Source organism: Paraburkholderia sp. (genome assembly GCF_034668105.1).
Taxonomy (GTDB): Bacteria; Pseudomonadota; Gammaproteobacteria; order Burkholderiales; family Burkholderiaceae; genus Paraburkholderia.
Genome location: NZ_JAXDPY010000217.1, coordinates 1 through 17990, shown reverse-complemented (window position 1 = coordinate 17990; position 17990 = coordinate 1). Strand labels below are relative to the sequence as shown.

Below are 17990 nucleotides of genomic sequence, written 5' to 3'. Positions count from 1 at the left end.
CTCGTCCTTGCCGGCATAGATAATGGCGCGCGACGAATTGATCAGCATACCCGCACCGTTCGCCGTGCGGCCGGCGTTGACCGTCGCCTGAACATCGCCGCCTTGCGCGCCGATGCCCGGAATCAGCAGCGGCATCTCGCCGACGATCCCGCGCACCACTTCGATTTCCTTCGGGAAGGTCGCGCCGACCACGAGCCCGAGCTGACCGCTCGCGTTCCACTTGTCCGCCGCCAGTTGCGCGACGACCTGATACAACGGCCGCCCGCCGGTCTCCAGGAACTGCAGATCCGAGCCGCCCGGGTTCGAGGTCCGGCACAACACGATGACGCCCTTGCCCGCGTGCTCCAGATACGGCTCGATCGAGTCGAAACCCATATACGGATTTACCGTGACCGCATCCGCCTGATAGCGCTCGAACGCCTCGCGCGCGTACTGCTCGGCGGTGCTGCCGATGTCACCGCGTTTCGCGTCCAGAATCACCGGCAAGCCGGGGTGGTGCGCATGAATGTGCGCGATCAGCTGCTCGAGCTGGTCTTCCGCGCGATGAGCGGCGAAGTATGCGATCTGCGGCTTGAACGACGACGCATACGGCGCGGTCGCATCGACGATGGTGCGGCAAAAGTCGAAAATCGCTTCGGGACGGTTCGCGAGCGCGCCCGGGAATTTGCTAGGCTCGGGATCGAGGCCGACGCACAGCAGCGAATTCGTGCGCTGCCAGGCGTCGTTGAGTGTCTGGATGAAATTGGACATGGTGAGTCTCGCGGCGAGCCGATAACGGAAGAGGCGCGTATTTTACCTGTCCTGCGCGGCAGGCCTCGGCGCGCGCGGCACCACGCGCGCCGGCGCGTTCGCCAGCCACGCGTCCGCTACTCGCCCATTACCCGCCTACTGTTTGCGCCGCGACCCACGCGCCCCCGGCGTCGAACGCAAACCAGTGCGTTCGACAGTGAAGCGGAACATACGTGCGAGGCGCTCGCCGCGTCTCAACATCGTCATGCCGTTCTCGCACGCGCCGCCGGCCAGATTCATCGCATTGATCGGATGATCGACCGGCTCGAAGCAGAAGAAGTCTTCACCCGGTGGCGTATACAGCACGTAGTAGTCGGTGTCGGCGGCGATATTCAGCGACAGGCGGCGCTTGGGCCACACCACCGCCGCCTGCCCGCTCCAACCCGTGAACGCGTGATTCACGATGGCTTCCGGCAGGGGATACGCCACGCCGAATTGCCATGCGGGCGGCGCCGGCACGTGACGCACCGGCAGCCAGTCGTCGCCGGAGAGCCACAGGCCGCCGGCCGCCGCCGACAACTCGGTATCCGCATCGCGCACGAAAAAGGGATGCACGCCGAGCCCGAAAGGCAGCGCCTCGCGGCCGGCGTTCTCGATTTCCAGCGTGATGACGAGCGTGGCGCCATCCAGCGTATAGGTTTGGGTCGCGCGGAATGCGTACGGTTTGCCGTCGTGTCGATCGAGCGTCAGACGCACGTTTTCGCGATCCGATTCCGCGACCTGCCAGGCAGAGAGCCAGCCGTCGCCATGAATCGGCAACGGTTCGTCGGCGCGATTTTGCGGGACGTCGACACGCCGCCCCGCCACATCGAAATGACCGCCGCCGATCCGGTTCGAATACGGCAGCAGCGGATAACAGGCGAGCTGGTTCGGCTGGGTGTCCGCGCCGACATGGCGGCAGCGCCGGAAAATCGGCGTGAGCGCGCCGTCGTTGCGCCAGTCGAAACGGGTGACGCCGCCGCCGAGCGCCGGCGCGACGTCGAGGCGCAAGTGCGCGTTGGCAAGCGTAATGCAAGCGACATCGCCGCTCGTTTCGCCGACCGCCACCGCCGACGTGCTGGGCCCGGGAAGCACCGGATTGGCCGCCGCGTTGAGTCGCGCGCGTCGGGTCTGAGAAGAAGCGGAAACAAGATTCGCAACAGTCATATCTGGCTCCATCGAGAGGCGTGGGACGTTGCCGTCATTGCTGACGGATGCTGTTGGGCGACTTTTTTAACCGGTCGCCTCTGGGTCCGAACTGCATGCTGCCGATTTGCTGCCACTGGTTTTGCGACACCAACTGCCGATTCGCCTTCAAAGTCACGGCTAAACCGTCCTCCTTACCGCCTCGCGAATGAGGCAGCGTCATTCTGCGCTATCTCGGCGAGCCTTGGAACACGGGCTCCGGCAAACCTTGTCGTGCGGGCGTGGCGATGAATACGCCGCCCGCACCCGGATCGTCCGCGAGCGCGGCCGCGTCGAGCCCGATGCGCGCGCTCGTGACGTACAGCGTGCCGAGTTCCGCGCGCGCCGGAGGACGTCCGGTTGGAAGCCCGGTTGGAAGCCCGGTTGGAAGGCCGCCAAACGCCACGCAACTCGGTTGCGCGGTCGGCACCTCGACGCGCTCGGTTTCCACACCGTCGGGGCCATACCGCACCACGCGCCTGCCGCCCCATTGCGCGTTCCACAAGCCGCCGTCACTATCGATGGCCGAGCCGTCGGGCTCGCCGCTCGCGTCGGTCAATGCCGTGAACACGCGGTCGTTGGCGATGCTGCCGTCCGCGCGATAGTCGCACGTGCGGATTTCCCGGGCCGGTGAATCGCAGTAATACATCGTCGCGCCATCGGGACTGAACGCAATGCTGTTCGAGATCGCCGGCGCGGGCAACGGCAAGCGCTCCAGCGACAAATCATGATTCAGCCGATAAAACCCGCCGACCGCTTGCAGCGGCGAGCCTTCGTCTTTCGTACCGAACACGAAACGACCCTGGCGATCGCAGCGGCCGTCGTTCACACGCGTGTTCATGCCGGGTTCGACGTCGACGATACGCTGCGTCTCGCCCGTTGCCGGATTGAAGAACGCCAGATGGGTCGCCAGGCCAAGCAGCAGGTAATCCGGATCGGCACACAGCGCGAACGTGCCGAGCCGCTCGGTCATAGGCCACGAGGTGCTGCTGCCGTCGCTTGGGTCATAGCGCCACAGGCGCGCGCCTTCAATATCGGTCCAGTAGAAGCGGCCGGTTTTCGCGCACCACGTCGCGCCTTCGCCGAGCGTGCATTTTGTGTCGAGCAGCAATGCCGCGCGGGGTGAAGGCGCCCCCGCAGGCAATTCCACGCGGATGTCCGCACTCACGCCCAGCCTCCGTCGACGATCAGGTCCTGCGCGGTAATCATCTTGCTATCGTCCGCGGCGAGGAACAGCGCCATGCGCGCCAGGTCGGCCGGTTGCAGTTCAGCGTCAATGCACTGACCTTCCTTGATCGAGCGGCGGCCCGCGTCGTCGAGCCACAAACGCTTCTGCTTTTCCGTCATTACCCAGCCCGGCACCAGCGTATTGACGCGGATGTTGAAGTGACCGAGGTCGCGCGCGAGGCCACGCGTCAAACCCTGCACGGCCGATTTCGACATCACGTACACCGGATAGCCGCCGTTCTTCAGCATCCAGCTGATCGAGCCAAGGTTGATGATCGAGCCTGCGTTGGCCGCTTTCATGTCCTCCATCACCGCTTGAGCCGCGAAAAACTGGTGACGGATATTCACCGCAATGCCCGCGTCGAAAGACTCGCGCGTCACTTCGCCGACCGTGTGGCGCTTGTCGTTCGCCGCGTTGTTCACGAGCACCTGGATCGGCCCGAGCGCGCTTTTGACATCGGCGATCGCTTTTTGCAGCGCGTCGATATCGGTCAGGTCGCAGGGCACGAACAGCGGCTTGTGTTTCGAATCGCCGAGTTCGTCGGCGAGCGCTTCACCCGCGGTCGCGTCGATATCGAAGAACGCGACGCGCGCGCCCTGCGCCGCGAAATGCTCGACGAACGATGCGCCGATACCGGTCGCACCGCCCGTAATCAACACCGTGCGGTCGACGAGACTCGGATAGCGGGCAAAAAACGCGTGGTCCGCGAGACGGTCGTTTGCATTGGCCGGAGACGACATCGTTCGATTCCTCTAGAAGCAAAGTGAGTGGATCGCGGTTTTAGTCGCGCGAGCCGCGGTTCTTCAACTGGTCGAGCAGCACGGCGGCGAGCAGGATCGCGCCGCGTACGAGGTACTGATAGAACGCGTCGATGTTCATCAGGTTCATCACGTTTTCGACCGTACCCATGATCAGCACGCCGATCACGACGCCGGAGATCGTCGCGCGGCCGCCGAGCAGCGACACGCCGCCCAACACGCACGCCGAAATCACGTTCAGTTCGAAACCTTCCGCCGCGTTCGGCTGGCCGGAGGTAATGCGCGAAGCCAGAATCACACCGGCCAGCGCGGTCACCGCGCCTTGAATCAGGAAAATATAGACGCGCGTGCGTTCGACATTGATACCGGCGAGACGCGAAGCTTCCGGGTTCCCTCCGATCGCCAGCGTATTACGGCCGTACACGGTCTGGTTGAGCATCACGCCGAACACGATGAAGCACAACAGCGTGACCCAGATCGGCAGCGATACGCCGAAAAAGCTCAAGCCGCCGAGCGCGATGAACGTATCCGACGACACGCCTACCGCCTGCCCGTGCGACACGATAAAGCCGAGACCGCGGACGATTTCCATCGTGGCCAGCGTCGTGATCAGCGCGTTGATGCGCAGATAGGCGATCACCGCGCCATTGACGAAGCCGATCACGGCGCCCGCCGCCACCGCGGCGATGATCGCGATGAATGTATTGCCCGTGGCGTTCAGCACCATCGCGCACAGCACGCCGGCGAACGCGACCGTCGAGCCCACCGACAGGTCGAAATCGCGCGATGCCAGGCAGAACATCATCGTGCACGCGACCATGCCGATCTGCGAGATCGACAGCGCGAGACCGAGCATGTTCTCGATCGAGAAGAAGTGATCGACCGTCAGCGACATCGTGACGAACATCACGATGAAGATCAGGATCAGGCTGTACTCGGTGATCTGCTGCCACCATTTCGCCTTGTCGTTCGACTGTGGAATCAGCGCTTCGGCCGCGCCTTTGGCCGCTTGTTGCGCGAGGTTTTCTCTGGCTTGCATTTTGAAGACTCCTCCCGTTCCCCACGGGTTGCCGGACTTTCGTCCAAATAAGGTTCAGGCCGCTCGCTCGGTGGCGGCGGTTGCGGTTCCGGCGTCGGTTCCTGGTAAGGCGGTCGAGCTTTGCGGCAACGCGAGGCTCAGCACCGTTTGTTCCGTTGCATCCTTGCGGGCCAGCTCACCGGAAATCCGGCCCTGGCGCATCACGATGATCCGGTCGGACACGCCGAGCACTTCCGGCAATTCCGACGAAATCATGACGATCGCGCAGCCGCGTTCGGCGAGCTGATAAATCACGTTATAGATCTCATGCTTCGCGCCGACATCGATCCCGCGCGTCGGCTCGTCGAGAATCACGACCTTCAGATCGGGCTCGGCCAGCCAGCGCGACAGAATCGCCTTCTGCTGATTGCCACCGGACAGAAAACGAATCTTCTGACGGCGGCTCGGCGTCTTGATCTTCAGCAGCTTGATAAAACGGTCGGCGGTTTCCGCTTCCTTCTTGCGGTCGAGGAACATCCCCGCGCGCAGATAGTGACGGCGGCAACTGATATTGATGTTCTCCGACACCGTCGCCATGGCGACAATGCCTTCTTCCTTGCGATCTTCCGGGCACAACACGATGCCGTGCCTGATGGCCTCGCCCGCGCTGCGCACCTTGATCGGCTTGCCGTCGAGCACAATTTCGCCGCCCTTCTTGTGATCGGCGCCGTACACGAGGTGCATCAGCTCGCTGCGGCCCGCGCCCACCAGGCCGAAAAAGCCGAGAATCTCGCCGCGCCGCACTTCGAAGCTGGCCGGCTGCGCGAGCGCGTGACCTTCGATCGCTTTCGCCGCGAAGCGCACGTCGCCCAACGGACGTGCCGAATAGCTATAGATGTCGGAGATCTCGCGCCCAACCATTTCGCTCACGATGGTGTCGCGCGACACGCCTTCGAGCGTCGGATGCGAGGCAATCTTGCGGCCGTCGCGGAAGATCGTGCAGGCGTCGCATAGCTCGTAGATCTCGTCCATGCGGTGCGAGATGTAGATCATCGCGCGGTTGTCGGCACGCAGATCGCGCACCAGCTTGAACAGCACCTCGGTCTCGCGATGCGACAGCGAACTGGTCGGTTCATCGAGTGCGATCACGCGCGCATTACGCAGCAGCGCTTTGCAGATTTCGACCATCTGGCGTTGCGCGATCGAGAGCTTACGCAGCTTGGCGTTCGGATCGAGCGCCACGCCCATCGCTTCGAGGCGTTCGAGCACGAAGCGTTTGGCTTCGCGCTTGTTGACCCAGCCGAGCGAGTTCGGCAACTGCCCGAGCAGCAGGTTTTCCGCGACGGTCAGATCGGGCACGTATTGCAGTTCCTGGTGAATCACCGCGATGCCCGCCGCGATCGACGAAGCCGCGCTCGCAAAGCGCACCTCATTACCGTCGATCATCACGCGGCCCGAATCGGGCTGGTATTCACCGCCGAGAATCTTCAGCAGGGTGGATTTCCCCGCGCCGTTTTCGCCCATCAGGCCGTGCACCTGGCCGACGTTGACGTCGAAGGACACACCGTCGAGCGCGCGCACGCCTGGAAAGACTTTGCCGATATTGTCAAAACGTAGCGTCGCTGACACTTCGCCTCCTTTGGTCTGTCTCAACTGCTCAACTTTTATTGCTGCTGCCGGCGTGCCCAGTCCCTGGAGAAAGACCCGCCGGCAGCTCACTTCATCACACCGCGTGCTGAATCAACCCGCTTAGTTCGCCGCGAGACCCATCTTCTGACGCACGTCGGCCACGTTGTCACGCGTGGCCAGCATGCCGGTGGTCAGCGTCAGCAACGGCGGTTCCTTGCCTTGCGTGATCCAGTCGTACATCAGCGTCGAGGTTTCTTCGCCGTGGCGCTTCGGGCTGATGATGACCGTGCCGTAGAAGCCCGTCGGGGTCGGCTTCTTGAACTCGTTCAATGCCGAGTCCGAACCGCCGATGCCGATGCCGATCATGTTGTCCGCCTTGAAGCCGCGGCCTTCCGCTGCGCGCACGGCGCCGAGCACCCCTTCGTCGTTCAGCGCGTAGGCCACCCAGTGCTTGAACTGCGGGTTCTTGGTCAGCGCGATGTTGGCGGCGTTGAACGCGTTTTCCGTGTCGGTCTTCGCTTGCGGCGCGGCGATGATGTTCGCTTTCGGGAAGCCGGCGGCGACCAGTGCGTCGGTCGCGCCGCTGGTGCGGTCGTGCGCGGTCGGCAGCTGTTCGTAGGTCACGTCGATGGCGCCCACATCCTTCATGTCCCAGCCGCGCTTCTTGATTTCCGCGGCGAGACCGTCGCCGACCTGCTTGCCGATGTTGTACGCCGAGATGCCCATATGCGGCACCGCCGCGATGGGCTTGCCCGCGCCGTCGACGAGGCGGTCGTCGACCGTCATCATCTTCAGGCCGTCGGCCTTCGCCTTCGCGACAATGCCCGGTCCGAGCTTGACGTCAGGCGTGCAGATCACAAAGCCCTGGGCTTTCTGAGCCGACAGGTTGTCGATGGCGCTCATCACCTTCTCGCCCGACGGCGCGCCGATTTTCACCAGCGTGAAGCCCTTCTCCTTGGCGGCGATTTCCGCGAATTTCCATTCGTCCTGGAACCACGGTTCTTCCGGCTGCTTCACGAGAAAGCCGATCTTTACCGGGTCCGCGGCTTGCGCGACCGGTGCGTTGAAGAGCACACCCGCCGCCGCTGCTGCCAGCGTGAGGAAAATTCTTCGTTTCATGATGCGTGTCTCCTGACTAATTGATAACGAGAAGGTATCGGCCGCGTCTTCTTGTACCGGTTGTGACACACGCGGCCAGCGCGTCGTCCGGTGAAACCTTGGCTTGCTGTTGCTGCCGTTTGTTCTTGTTGCCCGTTTTTGTTGCCCCGCTCTTGCTGCCCCGTTCTTGCTGCCCCGCTCTTGCTGCCCCGTTCCTGTTGCCCGTTCCTACTGTTCTTGCTTCTTGCTGGAACTGCCTGTCCCGCATCCTGTTGCGTGCCGCTCCGCCCTGTTCAGTCGTGATACACCGCCGAGCGGCCGCCGTCCACGGTGATGCAACTGGCGTTGATGAACGGCGCTTCGTCCGAGGCGAGAAACACCGCCGTCATCGCCACCTCTTCCGGGCGGCCGATGCGCTTCATCGGTTGCAGATCGAGCGTCGCCTGTTTCGCGGCCGCCGGATCGGCTTGTTCATTCCACCAGTCGTGCGTCAGTTGCGTTTCGATGTACCCGGGCGCGATCGCATTGACCCGCACATTGCGCGGCGCGTATTCGATGCCGAGCGCACGCGTCAAACCGATCACGCCGTGCTTCGCCACCGGGTACGGGAAACATCCCGGAATAATCTTGAACGCATGCGTCGACGCGATATTCACGATGCTGCCCGCGCCACGTTCGACCATGCCCGGCAGCACCGCGCGGCAGCCATTCCAGACGCCGTCGAGATCGACTGCGAAGCAACGGCGCCAGTCGTCATCGGTCATCGTCAGCGGATCGCAGAACACGTTGATGCCGGCGTTGTTGACCAGCACGTCGAGCGCGCCGAACGCGCGTTCGCCTTCGCTCACCGCGTGCTGAACCGACGCCGACTGCGTCACATCCGTCTGCACCGCCAACACGCGGCCGCCGGTTTGCGCCTTGATCTGCTCCGCCGTCTGCCGCGCCGTTTCGATATCGAGTTCGGCCAGCACGACCGCTGCGCCCTCGCGCGCAAACGCGAGCGCGATCGCCGCACCGATGCCGCGCCCGGCGCCGGTGATCAAGGCGACTTTGTCGGCGAGCCGCGTCATTTCTTCGCGCCTGCCCGAGCGATGCGCAACCCGTTGATGAACGCCTTCGCGTGCGAGGCGGTCACCGCCACGCTCTGACCCGGCTTGTACAGCGCCGAGCCGAGGCCGAAGCCATTCGCGCCGGCGCTCAGGAACGGACCCATGTTGTCCGGCGTGACCCCACCCACCGGCACCAGCGGCACCTGCGCCGCGATCACCGCGCGCCACGCCTTCACGACCTGGCAGCCGAGCTGTTCGGCGGGGAACATCTTCAGCACGTCCGCGCCGTTTTTCAGCGCGATGAAGGCTTCATTCGGCGTGGCCACGCCCGGCGCGCAGGCCATGCCTTGTGCTTTCGCGGCGCCGACGACGTCCGGATCGCTATGCGGCATCACGATCAGCTCGCCGCCCGCCGACTTCACGTCGTTGACGAAACTGGGATGCAGCACCGTGCCCGCGCCGACGATCGCATCCACCGGCAACGCCTTGCGGATCGCCGCGATGCTGTCGAACGGCTGCGGCGAATTCAACGGCACTTCGATAATGCGAAAGCCCGCTTCGTACAGGGCCTGGCCGTGCTCGGCGGCATCAGCCGGCGTCACGCCGCGCATGATCGCGATTAGCGGACACACGTCGAACGCGGCGATCAAACCCGCGTGCGGCATGTACGGGGCGGGCAGATTGATGTGAGGTTGCATGTCGGTTCCTTGTTTCGTGAGCGGCGGCGCCGCCGGTCAGCCGGCGCGCGCCGCTTGGGGCGCCGGATTGACGAGCCCTGCCTGAGCGGCGACGCGCCAGAGGCCGCGCTCGGTCGCGTGCTTCACCAGTTCCGCGTGAGTGCAGCCGAATTGCGCGAGTGCCAGGCGATAGCGTTCGCACAGCGCTTCATTGCCGATCAGGCGCAAGTGCTGGCCGGCCAGCGAGGTTTGCTGTTGCGTCAGCGCGGCTTCGAGACCGGCCAGTTCGTGCCCGATCAGCAGGCCCGACAGATAGTCGGGCTGCTGTTCGCGCGAAAGTTGTCCCGTCAGGCCGAGCGTGCGGGAGCTGAATACGGTGGCCAGCAAGCCTTGCTGCCCCTTGTCACGGGCGATCTTGACGCCGTGCAGGAACGCCTCGGTGTCCGGACGATCCGGCGTGACCATCGTGCGGCCGAGGATGGTGTGCTCGCGCAATGCCGCGAACACCTCGCCGGTCATGAAGGTATGAAAACGTTCGATGCGGCCTGCCTGCACGACGGCCCATTTCGCGTGGGTGCCGGGCAAGCCGATCAGCGCGCGCTTGCCGCTGTGCGCGGCGCCCGATTCGCCAGATTCGCCCGATTCCTGACCGAGGGCGCCGAAAATCTGGGTTTCTTCGCCGCGCATCACGTTCGGCAGTTCGCCGCGTTGCAGGACGCCCGGCACGATGTGCAGCGTCGCGCCACTCGCGGCTTTTACGCGGACGATGCCGGCCACCAGCGCATCGGCATTCGCGGGCGCGTCGACGTAGGGTGCCTCGACCCAGCCTTGCGCGCTGCCGACCATCCCTGCCGCGATCACCGGCACGGCGGGCGCCTGGTCGAGCCACGCGCCGCACGCGTCGTCGAACGCGGCGTCGAAGCCGCCTTGCTCGGCGCTGCGCGGCAAATTCATGATGCCGGCCGTCGATGCGCGCGTCGCCAGCACCTCGCCGGCCGCGTCGTATAGATACGCGCGCAGCGACGTGGTGCCCCAGTCGAGCGCGATAAGCGCTGCGTGCTGGGGGTTGGCGGAGGCGTTTTCGTTGGCGATGCTGCCGTTGGTAGTGACGCTTCCGGTGGTTGTGCTTCCGGTGGTTGTGCTTCCGGTGGTTGTGCTTCCGGTGGCGGTGGTGCTTCCGGTGGTGGTGGTGCTTCCGGTGGTGGTGCTTCCGCTGGGGGCGCCTCCATTGGCGGTGACGCTTCCGCTGGGGGCACCTCCATTGGCGGTGACGCTTCCGCTGGCGGCGCCTCCATTCGCGATGACGCTTCCGGCGGTGACGCTTCCGTTGGTGGCGACCCTTCCGGCGGCGATAGCGCTTCCGCTAGTGGCGCTTCCATTGGCGTTGACAGCGGCGTTAGTCGCTGCCGGCATGGGGGAACCCGCTTGCTTCATCGCTTGATCCTGCGGGTTGCCGGTTGCGGGGCGCGCCAGCCGAGTTCTTCCGAGATCGCGCGCGCTTCGCGCTGCACGACCGGAATCAGTTCGTCCATGCGCTCCAGCGACATATAAGGAATCGTGCTCGCCACCGACAGCGCAGCCACGACGGAGCCCGACGCATCGCGCACCGGTGCGGCGACGCAACGGATCGATGCTTCGTTTTCCTCGAGGTCGAAGGTGTAGCCGCCGGCAGCGTAGTTGGTCATGCGCTGCATGAACGTTTGCTGATCGGGACGGTTATCCGGCTTGAAGCTGACGCCGGCGAGCGCGCGACGCGATGCTTCGAAAAGCGACTGCCAGACGTCCGGCGTGAGGTCGAGCATCATGGCTTTGCCGATCCCCGTCGACGCCAACGGCATCCGATGACCGACGCGCGAGCGCATTTCGAGGCCACGCGTGCCGGGGATCTTGTCGATGTACAGCACGTCGTCGCCGTCGCGCACGCCGAGGTGGATCGTGTCGAGCGTCTGCTCAGCGAGCGATTCGAGATGTTGACGCGCGACTGCGGTGAGCGGCATCTGTTCGAGCGCGATGGTGCCGAGTTCGATCAGCTTGGGGCCGAGCAGATAGCCGCCTTGCACTTGCCGCAGATAGCGCGCCTGCACGAGGCTGCTCACCAGCCGATGGGTGGTGCTGCGGGTCGTGCCGAGCGCGGCGCCGAAGGTACGCAGATCGCGCACGCCGGCAGCGGCGGCTTCCAGAATCGCGAGGCCGCGCAGCAGCGTTTGTGTGCCGGCTTGTTGCGGCGTGACGTCGAGCAGCGTGCTGGGCAACGCGATTTCGTTGAGCACGGCCGGTTGCGGGCTGGCGCGGTGTGCTTTGGCGGCGTTGGCGGCCGGTTGCGGCACTGCGCGGGGCGCATGATCGGCTTGCGGCTCCAGATCGGCTTTGGACGCGCTGGCGGCGTGAGTAGGCATCGCTTTGTTCATGGCGATCTGCTTGTGGTGGTTTTTGCGCTTACAGCGCGGGACCGGAGAGGAGGCCTGTTTTGTTCGCGGAACCGGATGCGTTGCCGGTGGCGCGGGCAGGCGGGTGCTGCCTTTGGGTATTAGGCATGGTTTGGCTTTGTCTCCGGTTTTATTTGCTGTCGCTGACCGCGGCCTGTTTTGCTGGCTCGCGGTGCGGGTTGGTTTGGATTGTAGGGCGGTTTTTGAGAAAGCTCCAATATGTGAATGTTTGATTCATATACTGGGATTTTTTTTCTTGCGGGGCATGCATGAGGGTTAGGTCGGGGCTGCTGCGGCACCCTCCGGTTTTGATTGCCCCCATGTGGCGGTTTTTGTTCCGGCTTTTTTATTTGCCACCGGCGGCAAAGAGAAGTAAGTGCCCGCCCCGCACAGGGGCGACGCTAATCGACCAATAAGAAAACAAGGAAAGGCCAACGCCGTAGGCAAACAGAAACAAGCGCCCCGCAGGCAACCACTTCGAGCAAAGCCCGACGCCGTAGGCAATCAGACGAACAAGCCCACCGCATGAAACCATGCTCAACAACAACCCAACACCGCAGGCATTTTATTCCGGCAACTCAGCCGCCCCCATCCTCCTCGCAATCACGCGAGAACGCTGCGCCAGATACCCCGAGCCTCTGTGCTCATCAAAATACTTAGGCTGCGGCAACATCACCGCCAACCGTGCCGACTGCGCAGCAGTCAACTTCGCAGCAGAAGTCTTGTAGTAATAATGCGCGGCCGCCTCCGCGCCATAAACCCCATTCCCCCACTCAACGGAGTTCAGATAAATCTCGAAGATCCGCTGCTTATCCATCAAGGTCTCAAGCATCCACGTAATGATCAGCTCCTGCCCCTTGCGGATATAACTCTTCTCCCGCGACAAAAACAGATTCCGCGCCAACTGCTGGGTAATCGTCGAGCCGCCCCGCACAATCTTGCCCTTGGTCTTATTGCGCTCCCACGCCTGCAAAATGGCGTCCGTCTCGTAGCCGTTGTTATTCACGAAGTTCGCATCTTCGGAAGCGATAATCGCACGCTTCAAATTGTGCGAAATCTGCTCATACGGCACCCACGTATGCTGCACCGAAAGATCAGGCCGATCCTCCGATAAGCGCCACGCATCCGAGCGCATGAAAGCCGTCGACTGGGGATTCACGTAATTCCACAACGCGATCTGCGCGAAATAGAACGCCTGCGTAGCGAACCACGCAATTGCCACCACGGCCCCCAGATAAAACATCCATCGCACCGGACCCGTCCGGCTCCCGCGCCGTGTTGCTGTCATCGTGACTGGAGCCCTCAAGTCGGTGAATTGGCGTGTTCCGGAAAGTCATGCAGCAATCTAGGCGCGCGACGGCGCCGTCAACAGCGCTCGCAATTCGGCCAGCACCGGCGCGCCGTCCGGCCGCACGCCGCGCCACACGTAGAACGATTCGGCGGCCTGCTCGACCAGCATGCCGAGACCGTCGGCGCCGCGCGCACCGAGCTTCTGCGCATGCTCCATGAACACCGTCGGATGCGCGCCGTACATCATGTCATAAGCAAGCGTGCCGCTGCCGAACGCACGGTCGTCGCACTCGGGCAACGAAGCATCCAGACTGCCCGCCGTCGCGTTGACGATCACGTCGTATGGTCCCGCTTCGATCGCTCGCGCACTGCCGCCGCTCAGACGGCAAGCGGCGTCGCGCGCAGCGTGGGCGAACTGATCGACCAGCGCTTCGGCCTTCGCCGCGGTGCGGTTGACGATCGTCAGCGTATGCGGCGCGCGATCCAGCATCGGCAACACGACGCCGCGAGCGGCACCGCCTGCGCCCAGCAACAAAATCCGCGCGCCCTTCAACGGCACACCAAGATTCACCTCGATGTCGCGCACGAGGCCAAAGCCGTCCGTGTTGTCGCCGTAGACACCGCTCGCATCGAAGCGCAACGTGTTCACCGCGCCGGCGGCCGCCGCGCGCGGCGACAAGGTGTTCGCGAATGCGTGTGCGTCGAGCTTGAACGGCACCGTGACGTTCAAGCCACGTCCGCCCGCTTCGATAAAAGCCCGCACGTGCGGCACGAATGCATCGACCGGCGCGAGCAAGTGGCCGTACTCGATCGGCTCGCCGGTCTGCGCGGCAAAGCGGCCATGAATGAACGGCGACTTGCTATGACCGACCGGGTTGCCGATGACCGCGTAGCGATCGCGTGCTGCGCCAGTGCTCATCGTCCCGGCTCCGCCACGTGCTGCTGATCCGCTGATGCGTCGCTGGCGCCCGCGCCGTTTTCTGCGTCGCCCTGTCCAGCCGCGCCGCCGTCAAGGTCCGCTTCGGCTTGCGCCTCGGCTTCGCCTTCGGCGCTTTCATCGGCCACGTCGATGATTTCCTCTTCGCCCTCGTCGGCTTCCTCAGCTTCGCCGCCGCTCGTCACGGTCGGTGCGTCGAGCACATGCAACAGGCGCACGGAAGCTTCAACGGTCAGTTCGTCGAGCGACATCACTTCCATCTGCAAGCGCGTGCCGCGCGCGTGCACGCCGAGACCCGGCACGTGCAGCAGTAGCGGAATCTCCTCGAGGCGCACCAGATCGCCCTTCACCACCGACGCCACCACCTGCTTGCGGTTCTCCTGCTTCAACCATCTCAGACACCAGAAGTACTCCATGCGGCGCTGGTGATCCGCATACGCGGTGTAGGTGTCGTCGAAACCTTGCACGACGGCGAACAGTTCGGCGTCCTTCGGCTTGAAGGGTGCGGCCAGTTTCGCGGTCACGCCATGCTGCACACAGGCGAGCAACTGCCACTGGTTCACGAGGTCGACGTAGCGGCGCAGCGGTGACGTGCTCCACGCGTATTGCGTGACGCCCAGCCCCTCGTGCGGCGCGGCGTTGGTCTGCATGCGGGTGCGCTTCGGGCCGGTCGGCGCGCCGAACGCGCGTTGCGTCCGATAGATGCCCGGCACACCGTGGTCGTGCAGGAACGCACCCCACGACGAGTTGGCGAGAATCGCGAGCTCCGCGACGATCGTGTCGAGCGGCGATCCGCGCCGACGCGGCGTGATGGTGATGTGCTCGCCTTCCACGTAGAAGTTGAAATCGGTGTTGCGCTGCACCTCGCGGCGCAGGCCGTACCCGGCACGCGCGGTCTGGCGCTTTTCGAACAGCGCCTGCGCAAACGGCCACAGCACGGCGATGTCTTCCTTGTGCGGATAGTCGCCGGTGCCGGCGGCGAGCGCTTCTTCGGTGACCAGCTCGTCCAGCGTGTTGTGGCGCAGATTGTTCTTCACGAACACGCGCTCGGCGCGCGTTTCGCTTGCCACGATTTCCTGGGTCTCGCGATTGATGATCACATACAGCGACAACGCCGGTCGCAAGCCGCCTTCAGCCAGCGTGAACGCTTCGACGACGCTGTCGGGCAGCATCGTGATCTTGTCGCCCGGCATATAAACGGTCGACAAGCGCGTGCGTGCAATCTCGTCGACCTCGTCGCCACGCACAATGCCGAGCGCCGGCGCGGCGATGTGCACGCCGATCCGCACACGGCCGTCGGCCAGATGCTCGACGGAGAATGCATCGTCGATTTCAGTGGTGGTAACGTCGTCGATCGAGAACGCCTGCACGTGGGCTTCCGGCAGATCTTCCGGCAACGTGCCGACGGTGACCGGCGGAAAACCGGTGCCGTGCGGGAAAAACTCGGAGAGGAATTTCGCCTCGTGCAGCGCGCGGGCCGACGGAATTCCGCCGCACTCGAGCATCAGCCGCGCCTGCGAAATGCCGCGCGCCGCGGCCGCGCCCTCCAGCGCCTTGTATTCGATCGTGTTCTTGTCCGGCCTCGTGAGCAAAGCGAGCGCCTTGCTGCCGCTAAAGCCTTCCGGCAAACGGCCTGCCTTCAGCTCTTCTTCGTAGCCTGCCTGCACCATCGCCTGCTGACGCTTGCGCTCCAGCCCGGCAAGCGCCATCTTGAGTTGCTCCTGCGGCGCGCGCTGGTACATGCCGCGGCCTTTGCGGCGAAAGTAGACCGGCGCGCCGTGCATGCGCAGCACCAGCGCCGCGCGCTCGATCGAGCCGAACGATTCGCCGAAGTACTCGGCGCCCAGCGTGGCAAACGGGAATTCATCGTCCGGCGCGCATTCCCACAGGAAGTCCAGATCGATGTCCTGCGCGGCGGCGTCAGCCTGCTGCATCAACTCGCCGGCGCTCGGCTTTTCAAATTCGATCAGCACATCTTTCGCGCGCACCTTGGCGCGGCGGCCGCCCGGCAACTCGACCTGAAAAGCATCGCCTTGGCGCGACAGCACGCTGCCCGCCTTGAAACTGCCCGATTCCTCGAAGAAAACGTTCACTCAATACTCTCGTTCTGACTTGCATCCGCCGGTGCGCCCGATCCGGTTCAGCTATCGGTCACTGCGCGGCACGGCAACATGTTCGTGATAGTGGATCCGCGGCGCGATACGCGCGCGCCGGCGGCATGATTCTGGTGATACTCAACGGCTCCTCGCGGCGCAAGCGTCGCGGCCACGGCAGTCAGGCCGCCTCGCGCGGCGCCGGCGGCTCGATGTCTTCGGCGTCGCAAAAGGCCAGCACAGCGTCGACGTATTGCGCGAATTCGCTGATCGCATGGTCGCTCCCTTCGATCAGCGTCGTGCGCGCGCCCGGATAGTGCGCAAGCATTTCGCGGTAATCGAGCACTTCGTCGCCGGTGGCGGCTATCAAATAATAGCGTTCGGGCCGCGTGATCGACGCGACGCCGAGCGCGCGCAGTTCATCCAGATGATGCGGCTCGACTGTGATGCTGCCGCCGCCGTGCCACAAAGGCTGCTCGCCGAGGTAGGCGCTCAGGTCGCGTTGCGGCACCACCGCCGGGTTTAGCAACACCGCCGGCCAGCCGTGCTTCTCGGCGAGATGGGTGGCGAAGTAGCCACCCAGCGAACTGCCGATCACCGTGACATTTGCCGGCTGCGCTGCCGCCACCAGCGATTCGGCGAGCGCCACGGTCTCGAACGGCGAGACCGGCAGCATCGGGCAGCACCATTCGTCGCTGCGCCCCAGTTCGACGAGACGTGCCGCCAGCACGCGCGCCTTGAACGAATTAGGCGACGAGCGGAAACCGTGCAGATAAAGGATCACGAAGCGCCTCGCGCGGAGAGGGCCGCGGACAACGCATCAAGCAGCTTCTGATGCACGCCGCCGAAGCCGCCGTTGCTCATCACCAGAATCTGGTCGCCGGGGCGCGCCGCATGCACGACTGCTTTGACCAGCGCGTCGAGATTGTCGAAAGCTTGCGCCTTGCCGCCGAGCGGCGCGAGCGCTTCGCCGAGATTCCAGCCGAGTGCGTCGCGGCCGGCGGGCGCTCCGTAGCCGAACACCAAGTCGGCGTCGGCCAGACTCGCGGGCAGTTGCGCCTTCATCACGCCGAGCTTCATGGTGTTCGAGCGCGGCTCCAGCACGGCCAGGATGCGCGTGTTCTCACGGCCGACGCGCGCGCGCAATCCGGCCACCGTGGTTTCGATCGCCGTGGGGTGATGGGCGAAATCGTCGTAGACGGTCACGCCATCGACGCTGCCGCGCACTTCCATGCGGCGCTTCACATTCCGGAAGCTCGCCAGCGACTTCGCGGCCACCGCCGGCGGCACGCCGACATGCCGCGCGGCGGCGATCGCAGCCAGCGCGTTCATGCGGTTGTGCTCACCCTGCACCTGCCACTCGACCACGCCGACGCGCTGGCTGTTGTGATACACGGCGAAACGCTCGTCGACCGGCTCGCCGTCTTCCGCCGGCAAGGTTTCCCAACCGCCTTGCACGCCGAAGCGCTCGACTTCGCTCCAGCAACCGCGCGTCAGCACACGCTCCAGCGCGTCTTCGCGACCATTTGTCACAATCCGGCCGAGGCCCGGCACCGTGCGGACGAGATGATGAAACTGTGTTTCGATCGCGGCCAGATCCGGGAAGATGTCAGCATGATCGAATTCAAGATTGTTCAGAACCGCGGTCTTGGGGCGATAGTGGACGAACTTGGACCGCTTGTCGAAAAAGGCCGTGTCGTACTCATCGGCTTCGATCACGAAGAAACTGGAATCGGTCAGCCGCGCCGACACGCCGAAATTCAGCGGCACGCCGCCGATCAGGAAGCCCGGATTGAGACCCGCGTCTTCGAGCAGCCACGTCAGCATCGAACTG

General features: G+C 64.3%; 16 protein-coding genes. All 16 read right to left on the bottom strand.

Annotated elements, in window-relative coordinates; all coding sequences use genetic code 11:
• Positions 1-750 (bottom strand): orotidine-5'-phosphate decarboxylase (gene pyrF / locus QOC89_RS10235; protein ID WP_323044904.1); only part of this gene is annotated, 750 nt, incomplete at its 3' end.
• Between the two features lie 135 nt (positions 751-885).
• The gene (locus QOC89_RS10230; RefSeq protein WP_323044903.1) at positions 886-1935 is read right to left on the bottom strand and encodes an aldose 1-epimerase; all 1050 of its coding nucleotides are present in this window, start codon (positions 1933-1935) and stop codon (positions 886-888) included.
• 208 nt (positions 1936-2143) lie between these two features.
• Entirely contained in the window at positions 2144-3121 is a 978-nt protein-coding gene (locus tag QOC89_RS10225) for an SMP-30/gluconolactonase/LRE family protein (protein ID WP_323044902.1), read from the bottom strand.
• On the bottom strand, positions 3118-3921 hold the full coding sequence (locus QOC89_RS10220) for an SDR family oxidoreductase (protein WP_323044901.1): 804 nt from the start codon (positions 3919-3921) through the stop codon (positions 3118-3120). Before QOC89_RS10220 ends, QOC89_RS10225 begins: the two co-directional genes overlap by 4 nt.
• A gap of 40 nt (positions 3922-3961) precedes the next feature.
• Entirely contained in the window at positions 3962-4978 is a 1017-nt protein-coding gene (gene araH / locus QOC89_RS10215; protein ID WP_179734424.1) for an L-arabinose ABC transporter permease AraH, read from the bottom strand.
• A 54-nt stretch (positions 4979-5032) separates the two neighbouring features.
• Positions 5033-6586, bottom strand: a complete 1554-nt coding sequence (araG, locus tag QOC89_RS10210; RefSeq protein ID WP_323044900.1) for an L-arabinose ABC transporter ATP-binding protein AraG — start codon at positions 6584-6586, stop codon at positions 5033-5035.
• Positions 6587-6706: 120 nt separating this feature from the next.
• Positions 6707-7705 carry an arabinose ABC transporter substrate-binding protein gene (locus QOC89_RS10205; RefSeq protein ID WP_323044899.1) on the bottom strand — a complete coding sequence of 333 codons (999 nt, stop codon included), beginning with the start codon at positions 7703-7705 and terminating at the stop codon, positions 6707-6709.
• 272 nt (positions 7706-7977) lie between these two features.
• Positions 7978-8754: an SDR family oxidoreductase gene (locus tag QOC89_RS10200; RefSeq protein ID WP_323044898.1), complete on the bottom strand. Its 777-nt coding sequence runs from the start codon at positions 8752-8754 to the stop codon at positions 7978-7980.
• Positions 8751-9431, bottom strand: a complete 681-nt coding sequence (locus QOC89_RS10195) for a 2-dehydro-3-deoxy-6-phosphogalactonate aldolase (protein ID WP_323044897.1) — start codon at positions 9429-9431, stop codon at positions 8751-8753. Before QOC89_RS10195 ends, QOC89_RS10200 begins: the two co-directional genes overlap by 4 nt.
• A 36-nt stretch (positions 9432-9467) precedes the next feature.
• Positions 9468-10502, bottom strand: a complete 1035-nt coding sequence (locus tag QOC89_RS10190; RefSeq protein WP_323044905.1) for a 2-dehydro-3-deoxygalactonokinase — start codon at positions 10500-10502, stop codon at positions 9468-9470.
• 338 nt (positions 10503-10840) lie between these two features.
• The gene (locus QOC89_RS10185) at positions 10841-11818 is read right to left on the bottom strand and encodes an IclR family transcriptional regulator (RefSeq protein ID WP_323044896.1); all 978 of its coding nucleotides are present in this window, start codon (positions 11816-11818) and stop codon (positions 10841-10843) included.
• A gap of 583 nt (positions 11819-12401) precedes the next feature.
• On the bottom strand, positions 12402-13124 hold the full coding sequence (mtgA, locus tag QOC89_RS10180) for a monofunctional biosynthetic peptidoglycan transglycosylase (RefSeq protein ID WP_323044895.1): 723 nt from the start codon (positions 13122-13124) through the stop codon (positions 12402-12404).
• Between the two features lie 57 nt (positions 13125-13181).
• Positions 13182-14045, bottom strand: coding sequence for a shikimate dehydrogenase (gene aroE, locus QOC89_RS10175; protein ID WP_323044894.1), 864 nt, complete (start codon positions 14043-14045; stop codon positions 13182-13184).
• Positions 14042-16156, bottom strand: a complete 2115-nt coding sequence (locus QOC89_RS10170; protein WP_323044893.1) for a ribonuclease catalytic domain-containing protein — start codon at positions 16154-16156, stop codon at positions 14042-14044. The genes aroE and QOC89_RS10170 overlap by 4 nt, the downstream gene beginning before the upstream one ends.
• A gap of 181 nt (positions 16157-16337) precedes the next feature.
• A complete protein-coding gene (locus QOC89_RS10165; protein ID WP_323044892.1) occupies positions 16338-16940 on the bottom strand; it encodes a YqiA/YcfP family alpha/beta fold hydrolase in 603 nt (200 codons plus the stop codon).
• The coding region (mpl, locus tag QOC89_RS10160) for a UDP-N-acetylmuramate:L-alanyl-gamma-D-glutamyl-meso-diaminopimelate ligase (protein WP_323044891.1) at positions 16937-17990 on the bottom strand (1054 nt) is incomplete at its 5' end. The genes mpl and QOC89_RS10165, both read right to left, overlap by 4 nt.

Bases quoted from the DNA above. Each gene is read 5' to 3' on its own strand.
- QOC89_RS10230 (WP_323044903.1), bottom strand. From the start codon at position 1,935: ATGACTGTTGCGAATCTTGTTTCCGCTTCTTCTCAGACCCGACGCGCG.
- QOC89_RS10220 (WP_323044901.1), bottom strand. From the start codon at position 3,921: ATGTCGTCTCCGGCCAATGCAAACGACCGTCTCGCGGACCACGCGTTT.
- araH (WP_179734424.1), bottom strand. From the start codon at position 4,978: ATGCAAGCCAGAGAAAACCTCGCGCAACAAGCGGCCAAAGGCGCGGCC.
- QOC89_RS10205 (WP_323044899.1), bottom strand. From the start codon at position 7,705: ATGAAACGAAGAATTTTCCTCACGCTGGCAGCAGCGGCGGCGGGTGTG.
- QOC89_RS10200 (WP_323044898.1), bottom strand. From the start codon at position 8,754: ATGACGCGGCTCGCCGACAAAGTCGCCTTGATCACCGGCGCCGGGCGC.
- QOC89_RS10195 (WP_323044897.1), bottom strand. From the start codon at position 9,431: ATGCAACCTCACATCAATCTGCCCGCCCCGTACATGCCGCACGCGGGT.
- QOC89_RS10185 (WP_323044896.1), bottom strand. From the start codon at position 11,818: ATGAACAAAGCGATGCCTACTCACGCCGCCAGCGCGTCCAAAGCCGAT.
- mtgA (WP_323044895.1), bottom strand. From the start codon at position 13,124: ATGACAGCAACACGGCGCGGGAGCCGGACGGGTCCGGTGCGATGGATG.
- aroE (WP_323044894.1), bottom strand. From the start codon at position 14,045: ATGAGCACTGGCGCAGCACGCGATCGCTACGCGGTCATCGGCAACCCG.